The sequence below is a fragment of the Kitasatospora sp. NPDC088160 genome (assembly GCF_044741445.1).
Lineage (GTDB): Bacteria > Actinomycetota > Actinomycetes > Streptomycetales > Streptomycetaceae > Kitasatospora.
Genome location: NZ_JBIUSS010000023.1, coordinates 1 through 15,016, shown reverse-complemented (window position 1 = coordinate 15,016; position 15,016 = coordinate 1). Strand labels below are relative to the sequence as shown.

Sequence of the window (15,016 nt, the reverse complement as noted above, 5' to 3'; positions counted from 1 at the left end):
GCCTTGTGGAGAATGGTGACAGATCAGTGTTGCGACTGTTCAGCCGTGCCCGCGTTGTGGACTCCCCTGCGACGGGCCGGCCACCGCTGGGCGGACGGGCCTGTCATCGGCCGTGCCCGTCGCCTCCGTCCCCCGGAGCCTTCGCGCACCTGGGCATTGTAGTGGGAGCGCACCGCGGGGGAATGGCCGCGTGGTGGTTTTCCGGCTGTCGGACGAGGTTACTGACGGGTCATGACCGGCGATTCGGGGGTGCCGCCCGGTCGTGGGCGGCACCTGGCGGGGGTCAGTGGGCGTCGTGGACGCCCGGTTCGGCGGAGGTGACCAGCTCGGTCAGGACGCCGCCGCAGTCCTTGGGGTGCAGGAAGGTGATCCGCGAACCCATCGAGCCGATCCGGGGCTCGTCGTAGAGGACCCGCACGCCCTTGGCCCGGACGGCCTCGGCGTCGCCGTCCACGTCGGCGGTGCCGAAGGCGATGTGGTGCACGCCCTCGCCGTTCTTCTCCAGCCACTTGGCGACGGTCGAGTCGGGCCGGGTGGGCTCCAGCAGCTGGAGGTAGGAGGCGCCGCCGTCGCCGGTGTCGTTGATCTTGAGCATGGCCTCGCGGACGCCCTGCTCCTCGTTGACCTCGGTGTGGAACACCTCGAAGCCGTAGGTGGCGCGGTAGAACTCGACCGTCTTGTCGAGGTCGCGGCAGGCGATGCCGATGTGGTCGATACGGGTCAGCACGGCGACCTCCGGGGGCGGGTTGGGTACCTCGGGAACCAGGTGGCACCAGTGCAGCGCATCGCCGCTGACCGGCGCCAGCGCCGGACGTGCGAGTCTGCTCACACGCCGGAGGTCCACCCGGGCCGCACACCGGGGGCTCACCCGGGGCGGACGCCGGGGTTCACCCGGGCCGCGTTGACACGGTGTTGACTGGAAGGTGCCAGTGCGCTCGATCACACCGTCGCTCCGGTGACGGGCGGGTAACGGGTCAGTACATTGAGCGCATCCTCACCTGGCCACGACGTGCGAAGGGGCTCGTCCCATGACCAACACCACCTCTGTGATCGTTGCCGGTGCGCGGACCCCGATGGGTCGCCTGCTCGGTTCCCTCAAGGGCTTCTCCGGTGCCGACCTCGGCGGCTTCGCGATCAAGGCCGCGCTGGAGCGGGCCGGCATCACGGGTGAGCAGGTCCAGTACGTGATCATGGGCCAGGTGCTGCAGGCCGGCGCCGGCCAGATCCCGGCCCGCCAGGCCGCCGTCCGGGCCGGCATCCCGATGAGCGTCCCGGCGCTCACCATCAACAAGGTCTGCCTCTCCGGCCTGGACGCCATCGCGCTGGCCGACCAGCTGATCCGGGCCGGCGAGTTCGACGTCGTGGTGGCCGGCGGCCAGGAGTCGATGACCAACGCCCCGCACCTGCTGCCGAAGTCCCGCGAGGGCTACAAGTACGGCGCGATCGGGATGCTCGACTCGATGGCCCACGACGGCCTCACCGACGCCTACGAGAACATCCCGATGGGCGAGTCGACCGAGAAGCACAACACCCGGCTGGGCATCGCCCGCGAGGTGCAGGACGAGATCGCCGCGGCCTCCCACCAGCGGGCCGCCAAGGCGCAGGCCGACGGCGTCTTCGACGCCGAGATCACCCCGGTCGCGATCCCGCAGCGCAAGGGCGAGCCGGTGCTGTTCGGCCAGGACGAGGGCATCCGCGCGGACACCACCGTCGAGGGCCTGGCCAAGCTGCGTCCGGCGTTCGCCAAGGACGGCACGATCACGGCCGGCACCTCCTCGCAGATCTCCGACGGCGCCGCCGCGGTGGTCGTGATGAGCAAGGCCAAGGCCGAGGAGCTGGGTCTGAGCTGGATCGCCGAGATCGGCGCGCACGGCAACGTGGCGGGCCCGGACAACTCGCTGCAGTCGCAGCCGTCCAACGCGATCAAGCACGCGCTGGCCAAGGAGGGCCTGGAGGTCTCCGACCTCGACCTGATCGAGATCAACGAGGCGTTCGCGGCCGTCGCCCACCAGTCGACCAAGGACCTGGGCGTCTCCTCGGACATCGTCAACGTCAACGGCGGCGCGATCGCGCTCGGCCACCCGATCGGGATGTCCGGCGCCCGCGTGGTGCTGCACCTGGCGCTGGAGCTCCAGCGGCGCGGCGGCGGGGTCGGCGCGGCCGCGCTGTGCGGCGGCGGCGGCCAGGGCGACGCCCTGATCGTGCGCGTCCCCAAGGACGCCAGCCCGAAGGCCTGATCAGCTGACATGCCTTCGGGGCTGCGGACCGCCACGAGCGGCGCCGCAGCCCCGAAGGCATCCGCGCGAGGAGCTCCCGATGATCGATGTCGCCACGCTGGTCGAACAGGCCCGGGCGGGCCGGCCGCGGGCGGTCGCCCGGCTGATCACGCTGGTCGAGAACGCCGCCCCGCAACTGCGCGAGGCGATGGCCGCGCTCGCGCCGTACACCGGTCAGGCCTACACGGTGGGCCTGACCGGCTCGCCCGGGGTCGGCAAGTCCACCTCCACCTCGGCGCTGGTCTCCGCCTACCGGCGGCTCGGCAAGCGGGTCGGGGTGCTGGCCGTCGATCCGTCCTCGCCGTTCTCCGGCGGGGCGCTGCTCGGCGACCGGGTCCGGATGCAGGACCACGCCACCGACCCCGAGGTGTTCATCCGCTCGATGGCCACCCGCGGCCACCTCGGCGGGCTGTCCTGGACGGCGCCGCAGGCCCTGCGGGTGCTGGACGCGGCCGGCTGCGACGTGATCCTGGTCGAGACCGTCGGGGTGGGCCAGTCCGAGGTGGAGATCGCCGCCCAGGCCGACACCACCGTGGTGCTGCTCGCCCCCGGCATGGGCGACGGCATCCAGGCCGCCAAGGCCGGGATCCTGGAGATCGGCGACGTCTTCGTGGTCAACAAGGCCGACCGGGACGGCGCCGACGCCACCGCGCGCGAGCTCAACCACATGCTCGGCCTCGGCGAGGCCCGCGGGGCGGGGGACTGGCGCCCGCCGATCGTCAAGACCGTCGCCGCCCGCGGCGAGGGCGTCGACGAGCTGGTCGAGGCGCTGGAGAAGCACCGCGCCTGGCTGGAGGAGCACGGCGAACTGGCGGCGCGCCGCCGCCGTCGGGCCTCCGACGAGATCGAGGCGATCGCGTTGGCCGAACTGCGCACCCGGATCGGCGACCTGCGCGGGGACCGCCACCTGGCCGGCCTGGCCGAGCGGGTGGTGGCGGGCGAACTGGACCCGTACGGCGCGGCCGACGAACTCGTGGCCGGCCTCACCCGGGGCTGAGGACGGCGCGGGGCCGGCCCCCGGTGGGGCCGGCCCCGGTGTGCCGGGGGGGCGGCGCGTCAGGCGCGGCCGCGGAGGCCGCGGAGGTGTTCGGCGACCGGGGCGAGGGCCTCGTACATGGCGTCGAGCTGCTCCTGGGTGAAGCGGTCGATGAAGTGGGCCCGGACGCTGCGCACGTGGTCGGGGGCGACCCGCTGCATGGTCTCCCAGCCGTGCTCGGTGAGGTGGGCGTAGAGGCCGCGGCGGTCGCCGGGACACTCCTGGCGCAGCACCAGGCCGGCGTTCTCCATCCGGGTGATCTGGTGCGAGAGCCGGCTCTTGGACTGGAGGGTGGCGGTGGCGAGGTCGGTCATCCGCATCCGGCGGTCGGGGGCCTCGGAGAGCACCACCAGGATCTCGTAGTCGTTGATCGCCAGGTTGTGCGGCTGGAGTTCACGGCTGAGCTGGTACTCCAGCAGTTTGGCGACCTCCAGATGGGCGCGCCACATCCGCTGCTCCCTGGCGGTCAGCCAGGGAGTCTCCTCCTCGGGCTGCGACGGAGGGGTGTCCGCAGTGTTGATCGTGTGCGTATCCATGGGCTCAGCATACCCTATTTAGTTCAATCTTGTACAAGTTTACAGGCCGAAACGTCGCCCCAGATCGCCCAGATTGCCGAGACCCGGCACGTTGAGGTTGCCCCCGCCGTGGCCCGACGCCGCCGGCTGCGACGGCACCCCGCCCACCGGCACTCCCGCCTCGGCGTCCACCTGGCCCACCGACCGCTCGGCCATCAGTTTCTCGCTGGACTGCAGCAGCACCTGGCCGGCGCCGATGAACTCGAACTGGTGCTCCTCGCCGGAGGCCCCGCCCAGCCCGGTCAGCCGTCGGATGCCGCCGATCAGCCCGTGCATGTAGTCGTGGTCGTAGTGGTGGCACGGCGCCGGGCAGTCCGCCCAGCCCACCAGCGCCTGCGGGTCCACCCGGATCGGCGGCTCGACGAAGTGCACCGGCCCGTTGGAGGCGGCGACGAACTTCCCGGTGCCGATCAGGGTCAGGAAGCCCGGGATGATCGACTGCTTGAGCCGCAGCGACGGGTCGAAGGCCAGCAGGTTGCCCGAGCGGACGGTCAGGTTGCCGTCGTCCAGGTCGTAGGAGTTGAGGTCGAAGGCCCGGTCGGCCAGCAGCAGCTTGCCGCGGCCCTGGGCGACCACCCAGTCCGCCGCGTGCATCGGCGAGTTGAAGTGCTGGCCGATCGCCCGGTCCAGCATGCCGGCGCCGACGCCCTTGAAGGTGATGTCGCCGTAGTAGGCGACCATCTTGCCCTTCTGGAGGAAGTACGAGCCGTTCAGGTCGACCGAGAAGGCGTACGGGTTGACGTTGTCGTTCACCGGCAGGCTGTACGCGTCGTGCACCACCGGGCCGGAGCCGCCGTGCGCGCTCGGCAGCGGGGCCTGCGGGCCGCCGAACTGCTCCTGGGCGTAGGCCTGTTGGGGCTGCTGCGGGGGAGGCGGTGGCGGGTACCCGCCCTGCTGGGGGTAACCCTGCGCGGGCGGCGGCGCGTAGCCCGGCGGGGGAGGGGCGGCGAAGCCGGGCTGGGTCGGCTGGTCGTACGGCGACTGCCCGTGCGGCGGCTGCGGCGGGTAGGACATCAGAGCTTCTCCTCGCTCGCCTGGACGTACACCGCGCCCTGTCCGGACAGCTCCAGCTGGAAGGCCTCGCCGGAGCCGCGGCCGATCATGTCGCGCCAGCCCAGCGCCGTGGACAGCTTGTTCTGCACCTGGCCGCGGTGCGCCACGTACGCCTGCGGGTCGACGTGCACCGGCCGGCCCGGGACGATCGGCAGCTCGAAGACGCCGCCGTGCGCCATCACCGCGACCGAGCCCTTGCCGTCCAGCTGGGTGGTGAACAGGCCCTGGCCGGTGACCTGGCCGCGGACCATGCCCATCACCCCGCCCTGCGAGCCCATGAACATGGTGGACTGGCGCAGCGTGCCCTCGAAGGCCAGCAGCCGGTCCGCCTCGACGTACAGGGTGTCGCCGGCCAGGTCGATCACGTGCACGTGGTGGCCGCCGTGGCCGAACATCACCCGGCCCTGGCCCTCGACGGTCATCAGCGGGGTGTCCTCGTTGGCCACCCGGCGGCCGATCATCGACATCACGCCGCCCTGCCCGCCGGTGATGTTCGGCGTGAAGCGGACGTCCCCGGTGTACGCGAGCATCGCGCCGCGCTGGCTGAACAGCCGCTGCCCGGGCAGCACCACGGCCTCGACCATCTTGCCGTTGATCTTCGTGAAGCCCATCAGACGTCGCCTCCGATGGTGACCTTCTCCGACGGCTGCACGTACACCAGGCCCTCTCCGGTGAACTCCACCTGGACGGCCTCGCCGCCGCCCTCGCCGATCACCGTGGTCCAGCCCGCGCCCGACTTCAGGCTGCGGTGCAGGCTGCCGGTGTGCGCCACGTAGGCGCCCGGGTCCACCCGCAGCGGCTGGCCCTGGCCGACCCGCAGGATGATCGCGGGCCCGTTCGAGGTGACGGCGGCCCAGCCGTGGCCCTCCACCTTGGTGGTGAAGAGGCCGTTGCCGGAGGACATGCCGTTGAGTCCGGTGAAGGTGGTGCCGGTGCGCAGCGAGCCCTCCGTGCAGAGCAGGTTGTCCGCCTCGACGAACAGCGTCTCGCCGTTCAGCCGGACCAGGTTGATCTCGGTGGCCTTGTCGGCGAAGTAGCAGGTGCCCTGGCCCTTCACCTCCATGACGGTCATCTGCTCGCCGGTGAGCCGGCGGGCGACCATGCCGCGCAGGCCGTCCCCGCCGCCGGTCAGCTTCTTGAAGCTCATCTGGCCGGTGTAGGCGACCATCGAGCCGTGTCTGGCCTTGACGGCCTCGCCGGCCAACTCGACCGCGAGTACCCGGGATCCCTGGAGTCTGAACTGTGCCACGGCCGCAATCTAGCGGGCGCGGCCGGTGCGGGGGGAGGGGCGGGGGCGGAACTGGTACCGGTCTGCGACAAACGCGCCGGTCACGCCCGCGCGTGCGCCCCCCGTGCGGCGTGCGGGACGGCGCCGGCCGCCTCCTCGACCTCCAGCAGCGAGGCCGAGTGGCGCTCCGCCTCGAAGGCCACCACGCCGCCGCGCAGCCCGAACAGCCGCTTGGACAGCATGATCCAGAGCACCGCGGCGATGTTCAGCACCAGCGTGCCGATCTTCACGGCGCTGACGTGCTCGCTCAGCTCGTAGCCCTCCAGCGGCAGGAAGGCGGCGGTGGCCACGACGGTGAGGTACTCGGCCCAGCGCCTGCCCAGCCAGAGGCCGACCGCCTCGACGATCTCGATCAGCGCGTAGGCCAGCAGCGCGCCCGCGACGATCAGCAGGGTGCTCTTCCTGTAGTCGAAGGTCTTGCGGATGGTGTCGACGATCGGGGAGTGTTCGAGGTCCCAGTGGAAGTGGTCGGTGACCGGCCGGAAGACCGACAGGTTCTCGTCGAAGACCCGGTGCACGGCGTCCTGGCTGTTGGAGAACTTCCAGACGGCCCAGGCCACGATGATGATCAGCAGGCCGCGCAGCACCCGCTCGACGGCGAGGAAGCGCAGGATGAAGAGGTCCCGCAGCGCCTTGCCGCGCGGCACCAGCGGGGCGTCCTGCGCCGGGCCGGAGCCGTGCGGGGCGCCGAGCGCGAAGTCGCCGCAGCGCAGGCAGCGCCAGGCGTCGCCGAGGGCGGTGGCGGCGTGCAGCCGGGCGGCCAGCTCGGGCTCGGTCGGCGCGTAGGTGGTGTGGCCGCGCTTGGCGCAGGTCCTTCGGTCCCAGTCCCGCTTGAACATGTGGTCGCTACCCCCGGTCGTCCGATGTCTACGGCGCCCGGTGCGTCGGGCGCGGGCAGCAGGATAGGGGCAGCGGGTGACGGGCCGGCGCGACGAGCCGGGTTCTGGCGCACAGCTGTGACACGGACACGACGGCCGTGGCGCCGGGGCGGGACACGGTGGTTGTGGCGTCGGGCACGGTGACCACCCCGGCCGGGGCTTCGGACAGGTGCTCGGTGATAATGGCCGGAAGGCTTGTGAGTCGCTTCACAAGCAGGTACGCCTCCGACCCCCGTATTGAGGTACCCATCGTGAACAGCAGCGCCGTCCACCGCCTGCGCCTGGTCTCCGGCCCCGAAGGGGTCTCGTTCATCCTGCTGCTGATCTGCTCCGTGCTGAAGCGGACCACGTCCTTCGACGGCGTCCCGGTGATGGGCATGGTCCACGGGATCCTGTTCATCCTGTACGTCGTCTTCTGGATCCAGGCCTGGCAGGCGCAGAAGTGGGACGCCAAGCGCGGCGTGCTGCTGTTCGTCCTCTCGGTGCTGCCCACCGGCGGCTTCTTCGCCGAGCGGATGCTCGCCAAGGAGGAGCGCGGCGAGCTGAAGCCGGCCACCGCGTAGGGACGCGCGCCCGCCACGCGACGGTCGACAGGCTGCCGCGGCCTCCTCTCCCAAAGGGCCGCGGCAGCCTGTCGCCGTTTCTTACCGGGGGTGGCTGGGGGGTGCTGGGGCGCGCACTAGTTGACGTTGACGCCGCTCCACGCGGCCGCCACGGTCTTGTACTCGGTGCTGGTGGCGCCGTACAGGTCGGTCGCGGCCTTCAGGGTCGCCGTGCGGGCGGCCTTGTAGTTGGTGGTGGAGGTCATGTAGACGGTCAGCGCGCGGTACCAGATCGCGGCCGCCTTGGTCCGGCCGATGCCGGTGACCGTCGAGCCGTTGGAGGTCGGGCTGTTGTAGCTGACCCCGTTGACCACCTTGGCGCCGCTGCCCTCGGACAGCAGGTAGAAGAAGTGGTTGGCGATGCCCGAGGAGTAGTGGACGTCGAGGTTGCCGACGCCCGAGTACCAGGAGTCCGCGGAGCTGCCGTCCTTGGAGGGCTTGTCCATGTAGCGCAGCGGCTTGCCGTTGCCGAAGATGTTGAGCTTCTCGCCGATCAGGTAGTCCGGCGGGTCCGCGGGCAGGTTGGCCGACCACTCGACCATGGTGCCGAAGATGTCGGAGGTGGCCTCGTTGAGGCCGCCGGACTCGCCGGAGTAGTTGAGGTTCGCCGTGGCGGAGGTGACGCCGTGGGTCATCTCGTGGCCGGAGACGTCGATCGCGGTCAGCGGGTTGGTGTTGCCGGAGCCGTCCCCGTACGTCATGCAGAAGCAGGAGTCGTCCCAGAACGCGTTGACGTAGTTGGAGCCGTAGTGGACGCGGCTGGCGGCGCCGACGCCGTTGTTCTTGATGCCGTTGCGGCCGAAGGTGTTCTTGTAGTAGTCCCAGGTGGCCGCGGCGCCGTACTGGGCGTCCACGGCGGCGGACTCGCGGTTGGAGGCCAGGCCGTTGCCCCAGGAGTTGCTGGTCTTGGCGAACAGCGTGCCGTTGCCCGAGGTGGCGCCCTTGAGGTCGGTGGTGGACTGGCCGCCGCGGGTGGCGTCCTTCAGTGAGTAGGTCGAGCCGCTCTGGGTGGTGGTCAGCGTGACGGTGCCGACGTTGACGCCCTTGCCGGTGCCGGAGGCGGTCTGCACCTGCTCGCGGGTGGACAGCACCTCGCCGGTGGCGGCGTCGGTGACGACCTGCTGGCTGCTCGGGGTGCCGTCGGCCCGCTCGCCGCGGACCACCGTGCGGTGGGCCAGCCGCGGCGCGCCGTCGGCCGCCCACACCACCAGCTCGGCCGCGCCCGCGCCGTCGACCCGGCTGAGCGCCGCCTCGTCCTCGTCGGCGGCCGTCCCGACGGTCGCCCGCACCGCGGCGGTGGCCCGCTCGGCCGCCTGCCCGGCGGCGAGGCCCGGGGCCAGGCTCGGCAGCGACAGGCTGCCGTCGAAGGCCCGGTCGACCGAGTCCACCGAGCCGTCGGCGCGCTGGTGGACGACCAGGTCGCCGCCGAGCACCGGCAGGCCGGCGTAGGTCCGCTCGTAGCGCAGGTGGCGTTCGCCGTTGGCGTCCGCGACGACGTCCTTGACCACCAGCCGCTCCTGGCCGCCGAGGGCCAGGGCCTGGGCGACCGGGCTGCTCTGCCCGGCGGCCACCGCGAGCAGCGCGGCGCGCTGCTGCTCCGGCGACGGGGCGGCGGCCTGGGCGGCGGGGACGATGGCGATCTGGATCACGCCGGCGAGCAGGGCGGTGGCGGAGAGTATGGCGCCGGCTGTCAGCTTTCGCTTCACGTGCGGGGGTTCCTTCCACGAAACCGCGTGTGCGCGCGGTTGCGCCGCGTACCGGGGCGCCGGGGTTGGCGCCGTGGGGCGGTAGGGCGCGGACGTGCTGCTCCCGTGCGGTACCTGACGATCCGTCGACGGGTGGGGGTGACGGGCGTCGGACGGGGCTTGGGCAGAAGCATGACAATCGATGGCAGGAAATGACAGACCACGGACAGGGATTGGCCGGGATCCGCCACTGTCGGTGCGGATGGTTCGGCTGCCGCCCAGTGCCCGCTACGGGCGGTTCGTCCGGCTGGCGGGACTTCGCCACCCCGGGAGCGGAGCGGTCGGGCACGCGCGGGGGAGGGCGGGCGTGCAGGGGCGGGCGTGCGAGGGGGTGCGCGGACGCCCGGGGCCGCCCTCCACGGGGGCCCCGGACGTCCTGTCACCGTGCGCCGTGCGTCAGTTGACGTTGACGCCGCTCCACGCGGCCGCGACCGCCTTGTACTCGGCGCTGGTGGCGCCGTACAGGTCGGAGGCGGCCTTCAGGGTGCCGGTGCGGGCACTCGCGTAGTTGGTGGTGGAGGTGAAGTAGACGGTCAGCGCGCGGTACCAGATCTGCGCGGCCTTGTCCCGGCCGATGCCGGTGACGGCCGAGCCGTTGGAGGTCGGGCTGTTGTAGCTGAAGCCGTTGATGCTCTTCGCGCCGCTGCCCTCGGACAGCAGGTAGAAGAAGTGGTTGGCGATGCCCGAGGAGTAGTGGACGTCGAGGTTGCCGACGCCCGAGTACCAGGAGTCCGCCGAGGCGCCGTCCTTGCTGGGCTTGTCCATGTAGCGCAGCGGGGTGCCGTCGCCGTTCAGGTTGATCAACTCGCCGATCCAGTAGTTCGGCGGGTTGGAGGGCAGGTTGGCGTAGAACTCGACCATCGTGCCGAAGATGTCGGAGGTGGCCTCGTTGAGGCCGCCGGACTCGCCGGAGTAGTTGAGGTTCGCCGTGGCGGAGGTGACGCCGTGGCTCATCTCGTGGCCGGCCACGTCGATCTCGGTGAGCGGGTGGGTGTTGCCGCTGCCGTCGCCGTAGGACATGCAGAAGCAGGCGTCGCTCCAGAACGCGTTCACGTAGTTGGAGCCGTAGTGCACCCGGCTGGTCGCGCCGACACCGTTGTTCTTGATGCCGTTGCGGCCGAAGGTGTTCTTGTAGAAGTCCCAGGTGGCCGCGGCGCCGTACTGGGCGTCCACGGCGGCGGACTCGCTGTTGGAGGCCAGGCCGTTGCCGAAGGCGTTGGTCGAGTTGGCGACCAGCGTGCCGGTGCCGGAGGTCTTGTTCTTCAGGTTGACGGTCGACTGGCCGCCGCGCGTGGCGTCCTTCAGCTGGTACGAGGTGCCGCTCTGGGTGGTGGTCAGCGGGACGTTGCCGACGAAGACGCCCTTGCCGGTACCGGAGGCGGTCTGCACCTGCTCGTGGGTGGACAGCACCTGGCCGGTGGCGGCGTCGGTGACCAGCAGCTGGCTGCTGGGGGTGCCGTCGGCGCGCACGCCCTCGACGGTGGTCCGGTACGCCAGGCGCGGGTTGCCGTCGCTCGCCCAGACCACCAGCTCGGCCTTGCCGGTCTGGTGCACGGCCGCCAGCGGGGACTCGTCCTTGTCCGCGGCGACGCCGACGGTGGCCTGGACGGCGCCGGTGGCCTGCGCGGCGGCCTTGTCGGCCGGGATCTGCGGGGCCAGGCTCGGCAGGCTCAGCTGCGCGGAGACCGCCTTGTCGACCGACTCCACCGCGCCGCGGGCGCTCTGGTGGACGACCAGGTCGCCGCCGAGCACCGGCAGGCCGGCGTAGGTGCGCTCGAAGCGCAGGTGCCGGGTGCCGTCCTGGTCCACCACGGCGTCCTTCGCCACCAGTTGCTCCTGGCCGCCGAGGGCGAGGGCCTTCGCCAGCGGGCCGGACTGGCCGCCCGCCAGGGCGAGCGCCGCCGCGTGCTGCTCGGCGGCCTGCGCCTGCGCCGCGGGGATCGGGCTGGCCTGGGCGGCGGTGCTCACCTGGACGACGCCGGTGAGCAGGGCGGTGGCGGAGAGTACGGCGACTGCTGCGAGCTTTCGCTTCACGGACGAGTCCTTCCGGGTAACCGCGTGTGGGCGGTCGCGCCGCGTCCCGGGGGCCGGGGTCGGCACCTGAGGGGCGGGACGGGCGCTGACGTGCGGACCCCGTGCGGTCGAGCGGCGGGCCACCGGTGGGTGGGGGTGGTGGCTACCGGACGGGGTTGGCGGAAAGCATGACAATCGAGCAAATCAAATGACAGGTCTTGCTCATGAATTGGCCAAGTCCCGCCAGCCGGAGGGATTGTGAACGGGCGGACAAAAGGTGTGAATCACCCGGCCTTTCAGCGGGTTACCATCCGAACCGAGGCCTGATAGTGCGGCTGCGGACCGATCGGCCGTCAACTCCGCCGCGCCCCGGTCCCGTTGCCCCGCATTCACACCGGCGCAATGTCCTGGTATGGACCTGGCCGCCCTTTTGGCGGGTTCCCGCCACGCGTCGCGCTTGTCCACCATCAGGACGGCTGGTAGCGCCCGCCCCCTCCGCCGGTACGGTAAGGAGGTGCCCAAGCCCCTAGCCCTCGACTTCGACCCGATCGCCCGCGCCGACGAGCTCTGGACCCGCCGCTGGGGCGGGGTCCCCTCGATGGCGGCGATCACCTCGATCATGCGAGCCCACCAGATCCTGCTCTCCCGGGTCGACGCGGTGCTCAAGCCGTACGGGCTGACCTTCGCCCGGTACGAGGCGCTGGTGCTGCTGACCTTCAGCCGGACCGGCGAGCTCTCGCTGTCCAAGATCGGCGAGCGGCTCATGGTCCACCCGACCAGCGTCACCAACACCGTCGACCGGCTGGAGCGGGCCGGCCTGGTCGCCCGCCGCCCCAACCCGCTGGACGGCCGCGGCGTGCTCGCCACGATCACCGGCCGCGGCCGCGAGACGGTCGAGGAGGCCACCCGGGAACTCATGGCGATGGAGTTCGGGCTGGAGGAGTACGACACCGAGCAGTGTCGGCAGGTGTTCGAACTGCTCAGGCCGCTGCGGATCGCCGCCGGCGACTTCACCGACGACCGCGGCGAGGGGGCTGCGCGGGAGCGGCCGTGAGGACGGTTACCCTCGTGGGAGCGGTGCGCGGATCCGGGCGTACCGGTCGATCCCTGCCGAACGAGGCGATGAAGAGTATGAAGGCGACCCCCCTGCTGGGCTGGTACCGGGCCCTGGCCATTGCGACCGGTGTGGCCCTGCTGGTGTTCTGCGGCTTCATGGTCGCGAAGTACGGCTTCGACGCGGCCGAGGACCTGACCACGTACGTCGCGATGCTGCACGGCTACCTGTACATCGGGTACTTCGTGGTGACCTTCCTGCTCGGGCAGAAGCTGAAGTGGCCGCTCGGCCGGATGATCCTGACCCTGGCCGCCGGCTGCATCCCGTTCGCGTCCTTCGTCTTCGAGCGCAAGGTGGTCCGCGAGGCCGCCGAGCGGCTCTCGACCGGCACGGACGCCCGCCAGCCCGCCGGCGTCTGATCCGACGCCCCGGCGAGTGCCCCTTCCCCCGCGGGGGAAGGGGCACTCGCGTGTTTCCGGGCCCCGGGAGGGCGGCCCGCGGCGTTTCGACCCGGGCATCCATCGACAGCTGCTAGGACGTCCGAGTAAATTAGTAGGACGTCCTAATAGCTGTGCCGCCCCGGTGCCGTGGCGGCCGTACGGAGCGGAGTTCGGGGTCATGGACGCCGAGGAGATCGAGCGCGGACGGCAGCGCTGGCAGCAGCGGTACGACAGCGCCCGCAAGCGGGACGCGGACTTCACCACCCTGTCCGGCGACGAGGTCGAGCCGGCGTACGGTCCCGCCCCCGGGCAGGCCGTCGAGGGCTTCGAGCGGATCGGCTGGCCGGGCGAGTACCCCTTCACCCGCGGGCTGCACCCCACCGGCTACCGGGGCCGCACCTGGACCATCCGCCAGTTCGCCGGCTTCGGCAACGCGCAGCAGACCAACGAGCGCTACCGGATGATCCTGGAGGCGGGCGGCGGGGGCCTCTCGGTCGCCTTCGACATGCCCACCCTGATGGGCTACGACTCCGACGACGCCAAGTCGCTCGGTGAGGTGGGCCACTGCGGCGTCGCCATCGACTCGGCCGCCGACATGGAGGTGCTGTTCAACGGCATCCCGCTCGGCGAGGTCACCACCTCGATGACGATCAGCGGCCCGGCCGTCCCGATCTTCTGCATGTACCTGGTCGCCGCCGAGCGCCAGGGCGTCGACCCGGCGGTGCTCAACGGCACCCTGCAGACGGACATCTTCAAGGAGTACATCGCCCAGAAGGAGTGGCTCTTCGCCCCCGAGCCGCACCTGCGGCTGATCGGCGACCTGATGGCGTACTGCGCCCAGGGCATTCCCGCGTACAAGCCGCTGTCCGTCTCCGGCTACCACATCCGCGAGGCCGGGGCGACGGCCGCGCAGGAGCTCGCGTACACCCTCGCCGACGGCTTCGCCTACGTCGAGCTGGGCCTGTCCCGGGGCCTGGACGTGGACGTCTTCGCGCCCGGCCTGTCCTTCTTCTTCGACGCGCACCTGGACTTCTTCGAGGAGATCGCCAAGTTCCGCGCCGCGCGCCGGATCTGGGCCCGCTGGATGCGCGACCGCTTCGGCGCCAAGACCGACAAGGCGCAGTGGCTGCGCTTCCACACCCAGACCGCTGGCGTCTCGCTGACCGCGCAGCAGCCGTACAACAACGTGGTCCGCACCGCCGTGGAGGCGCTGTCCGCGGTGCTCGGCGGCACCAACTCGCTGCACACCAACGCCCTGGACGAGACCCTGGCGCTGCCGTCCGAGCAGGCCGCCGAGATCGCCCTGCGCACCCAGCAGGTGCTGATGGAGGAGACCGGCGTCGCCAACGTGGCCGACCCGCTGGGCGGTTCCTGGTACGTCGAGGCGCTCACCGACCGGATCGAGCAGCAGGCCGAGGCGATCTTCCAGCAGATCTTGAACAAGAGCCGTCTCGACAAGGGCCGCGAGGACCACGGGATCGGCCCGATCACCTCCGGCATCCTGCGCGGGATCGAGGAGGGCTGGTTCACCGGCGAGATCGCCGAGGCGGCCTTCCAGTACCAGCAGTCGGTGGAGAAGGGGGACAAGCGCGTGGTCGGCGTCAACTGCCACCCGCGCAGCGTCACCCCCGAACTGGAGATCCTGCGGGTCAGCCACGAGGTCGAACGCGAGCAGGTGCGGGTGCTGCGCGAGCGCAAGGAGGCCCGGGACGAGGCGGCGGTGCGGGCCGGGCTGGACGCCATGCTGGCGGCCGCGCGCTCGGGCGAGTCGATGATCCCGCCGATGCTGGACGCGGTGCGCGCCGAGGCGACCCTGGGCGAGATCTGCAACGCGCTGCGCGAGGAGTGGGGGACGTACCGGGAGAACGCGTCCTTCTAGGACGTGCCGGTGGGCCGCCCCCTACGGAGCTTCTCCGTGCGGGGCGGCTTCGCCGTGCGTTCGGCCGGACAGGGCCTAGTTGCAATGCCGGTGACTTTGTGGTCGGTGTCTCGTTGGTTGTGGTGTGGCGAGGGTGGGGCAGGTCAAGGCGCCTGCGAGTGAGCGGATATCGGACCG

Annotated in this window: 14 protein-coding genes; 6 read left to right on the top strand and 8 right to left on the bottom strand. The window is 71.4% G+C overall.

The genetic code is table 11. From position 1 onward, the window contains the following. Nucleotides 1-283: 283 nt before the first annotated feature. Nucleotides 284-727: a methylmalonyl-CoA epimerase gene (mce, locus tag ACIOGZ_RS31130; protein WP_363582154.1), complete on the bottom strand. Its 444-nt coding sequence runs from the start codon at nucleotides 725-727 to the stop codon at nucleotides 284-286. Nucleotides 728-1,028: 301 nt separating this feature from the next. Between mce and ACIOGZ_RS31125 the strand changes: the two genes are divergently transcribed. Continuing rightward, nucleotides 1,029-2,237: an acetyl-CoA C-acetyltransferase gene (locus tag ACIOGZ_RS31125; RefSeq protein WP_363582026.1), complete on the top strand. Its 1,209-nt coding sequence runs from the start codon at nucleotides 1,029-1,031 to the stop codon at nucleotides 2,235-2,237. 79 nt (nucleotides 2,238-2,316) lie between these two features. Next, nucleotides 2,317-3,273: a methylmalonyl Co-A mutase-associated GTPase MeaB gene (gene meaB, locus ACIOGZ_RS31120; RefSeq protein WP_363371930.1), complete on the top strand. Its 957-nt coding sequence runs from the start codon at nucleotides 2,317-2,319 to the stop codon at nucleotides 3,271-3,273. Between the two features lie 59 nt (nucleotides 3,274-3,332). Here meaB and ACIOGZ_RS31115 read toward each other — a convergent pair whose 3' ends face one another. The 5 genes from ACIOGZ_RS31115 to ACIOGZ_RS31095 form a co-directional block, all read right to left on the bottom strand. After that, nucleotides 3,333-3,848: a MarR family transcriptional regulator gene (locus ACIOGZ_RS31115; RefSeq protein WP_350879579.1), complete on the bottom strand. Its 516-nt coding sequence runs from the start codon at nucleotides 3,846-3,848 to the stop codon at nucleotides 3,333-3,335. Nucleotides 3,849-3,887: 39 nt separating this feature from the next. Then, entirely contained in the window at nucleotides 3,888-4,697 is an 810-nt protein-coding gene (locus ACIOGZ_RS31110; protein WP_363582156.1) for an AIM24 family protein, read from the bottom strand. A gap of 203 nt (nucleotides 4,698-4,900) precedes the next feature. Next, the gene (locus ACIOGZ_RS31105; RefSeq protein ID WP_363582028.1) at nucleotides 4,901-5,551 is read right to left on the bottom strand and encodes an AIM24 family protein; all 651 of its coding nucleotides are present in this window, start codon (nucleotides 5,549-5,551) and stop codon (nucleotides 4,901-4,903) included. Further along, nucleotides 5,551-6,189, bottom strand: a complete 639-nt coding sequence (locus ACIOGZ_RS31100; RefSeq protein WP_079135621.1) for an AIM24 family protein — start codon at nucleotides 6,187-6,189, stop codon at nucleotides 5,551-5,553. The genes ACIOGZ_RS31105 and ACIOGZ_RS31100 overlap by 1 nt, the downstream gene beginning before the upstream one ends. Before the next feature lie 80 nt (nucleotides 6,190-6,269). Beyond that, nucleotides 6,270-7,067, bottom strand: coding sequence for a DUF2127 domain-containing protein (locus tag ACIOGZ_RS31095; protein ID WP_363582030.1), 798 nt, complete (start codon nucleotides 7,065-7,067; stop codon nucleotides 6,270-6,272). A gap of 290 nt (nucleotides 7,068-7,357) precedes the next feature. Between ACIOGZ_RS31095 and ACIOGZ_RS31090 the strand changes: the two genes are divergently transcribed. Continuing rightward, on the top strand, nucleotides 7,358-7,669 hold the full coding sequence (locus ACIOGZ_RS31090; protein ID WP_371517107.1) for a DUF3817 domain-containing protein: 312 nt from the start codon (nucleotides 7,358-7,360) through the stop codon (nucleotides 7,667-7,669). 116 nt (nucleotides 7,670-7,785) lie between these two features. Here ACIOGZ_RS31090 and ACIOGZ_RS31085 read toward each other — a convergent pair whose 3' ends face one another. Further along, nucleotides 7,786-9,414 (bottom strand): M4 family metallopeptidase, encoded by a 1,629-nt coding sequence (locus ACIOGZ_RS31085; RefSeq protein WP_363619292.1) that lies wholly within the window; start codon nucleotides 9,412-9,414, stop codon nucleotides 7,786-7,788. A gap of 435 nt (nucleotides 9,415-9,849) precedes the next feature. After that, nucleotides 9,850-11,487 (bottom strand): M4 family metallopeptidase, encoded by a 1,638-nt coding sequence (locus ACIOGZ_RS31080; RefSeq protein WP_363582034.1) that lies wholly within the window; start codon nucleotides 11,485-11,487, stop codon nucleotides 9,850-9,852. A 493-nt stretch (nucleotides 11,488-11,980) separates the two neighbouring features. On the opposite strand from ACIOGZ_RS31080, the gene ACIOGZ_RS31075 reads away from it, so the two are divergent. The 3 genes from ACIOGZ_RS31075 (at nucleotide 11,981) to ACIOGZ_RS31065 (ending at nucleotide 14,839) form a co-directional block, all read left to right on the top strand. Further along, nucleotides 11,981-12,520 (top strand): MarR family transcriptional regulator, encoded by a 540-nt coding sequence (locus ACIOGZ_RS31075; RefSeq protein ID WP_363582036.1) that lies wholly within the window; start codon nucleotides 11,981-11,983, stop codon nucleotides 12,518-12,520. Between the two features lie 77 nt (nucleotides 12,521-12,597). After that, on the top strand, nucleotides 12,598-12,939 hold the full coding sequence (locus ACIOGZ_RS31070) for a DUF3817 domain-containing protein (RefSeq protein WP_363582038.1): 342 nt from the start codon (nucleotides 12,598-12,600) through the stop codon (nucleotides 12,937-12,939). A gap of 199 nt (nucleotides 12,940-13,138) precedes the next feature. Beyond that, complete coding sequence (locus tag ACIOGZ_RS31065; protein ID WP_363582040.1) at nucleotides 13,139-14,839, top strand: methylmalonyl-CoA mutase family protein; 1,701 nt, start codon at nucleotides 13,139-13,141, stop codon at nucleotides 14,837-14,839. Nucleotides 14,840-15,016 lie beyond the last annotated feature (177 nt).

Excerpts from the sequence above, each read along its gene's own strand:
- ACIOGZ_RS31125 (WP_363582026.1), top strand. The coding sequence starts at position 1,029 with ATGACCAACACCACCTCTGTGATCGTTGCCGGTGCGCGGACCCCGATG.
- ACIOGZ_RS31070 (WP_363582038.1), top strand. The coding sequence starts at position 12,598 with ATGAAGGCGACCCCCCTGCTGGGCTGGTACCGGGCCCTGGCCATTGCG.
- meaB (WP_363371930.1), top strand. The coding sequence starts at position 2,317 with ATGATCGATGTCGCCACGCTGGTCGAACAGGCCCGGGCGGGCCGGCCG.
- ACIOGZ_RS31095 (WP_363582030.1), bottom strand. The coding sequence starts at position 7,067 with ATGTTCAAGCGGGACTGGGACCGAAGGACCTGCGCCAAGCGCGGCCAC.
- ACIOGZ_RS31105 (WP_363582028.1), bottom strand. The coding sequence starts at position 5,551 with ATGGGCTTCACGAAGATCAACGGCAAGATGGTCGAGGCCGTGGTGCTG.
- ACIOGZ_RS31065 (WP_363582040.1), top strand. The coding sequence starts at position 13,139 with ATGGACGCCGAGGAGATCGAGCGCGGACGGCAGCGCTGGCAGCAGCGG.
- ACIOGZ_RS31115 (WP_350879579.1), bottom strand. The coding sequence starts at position 3,848 with ATGGATACGCACACGATCAACACTGCGGACACCCCTCCGTCGCAGCCC.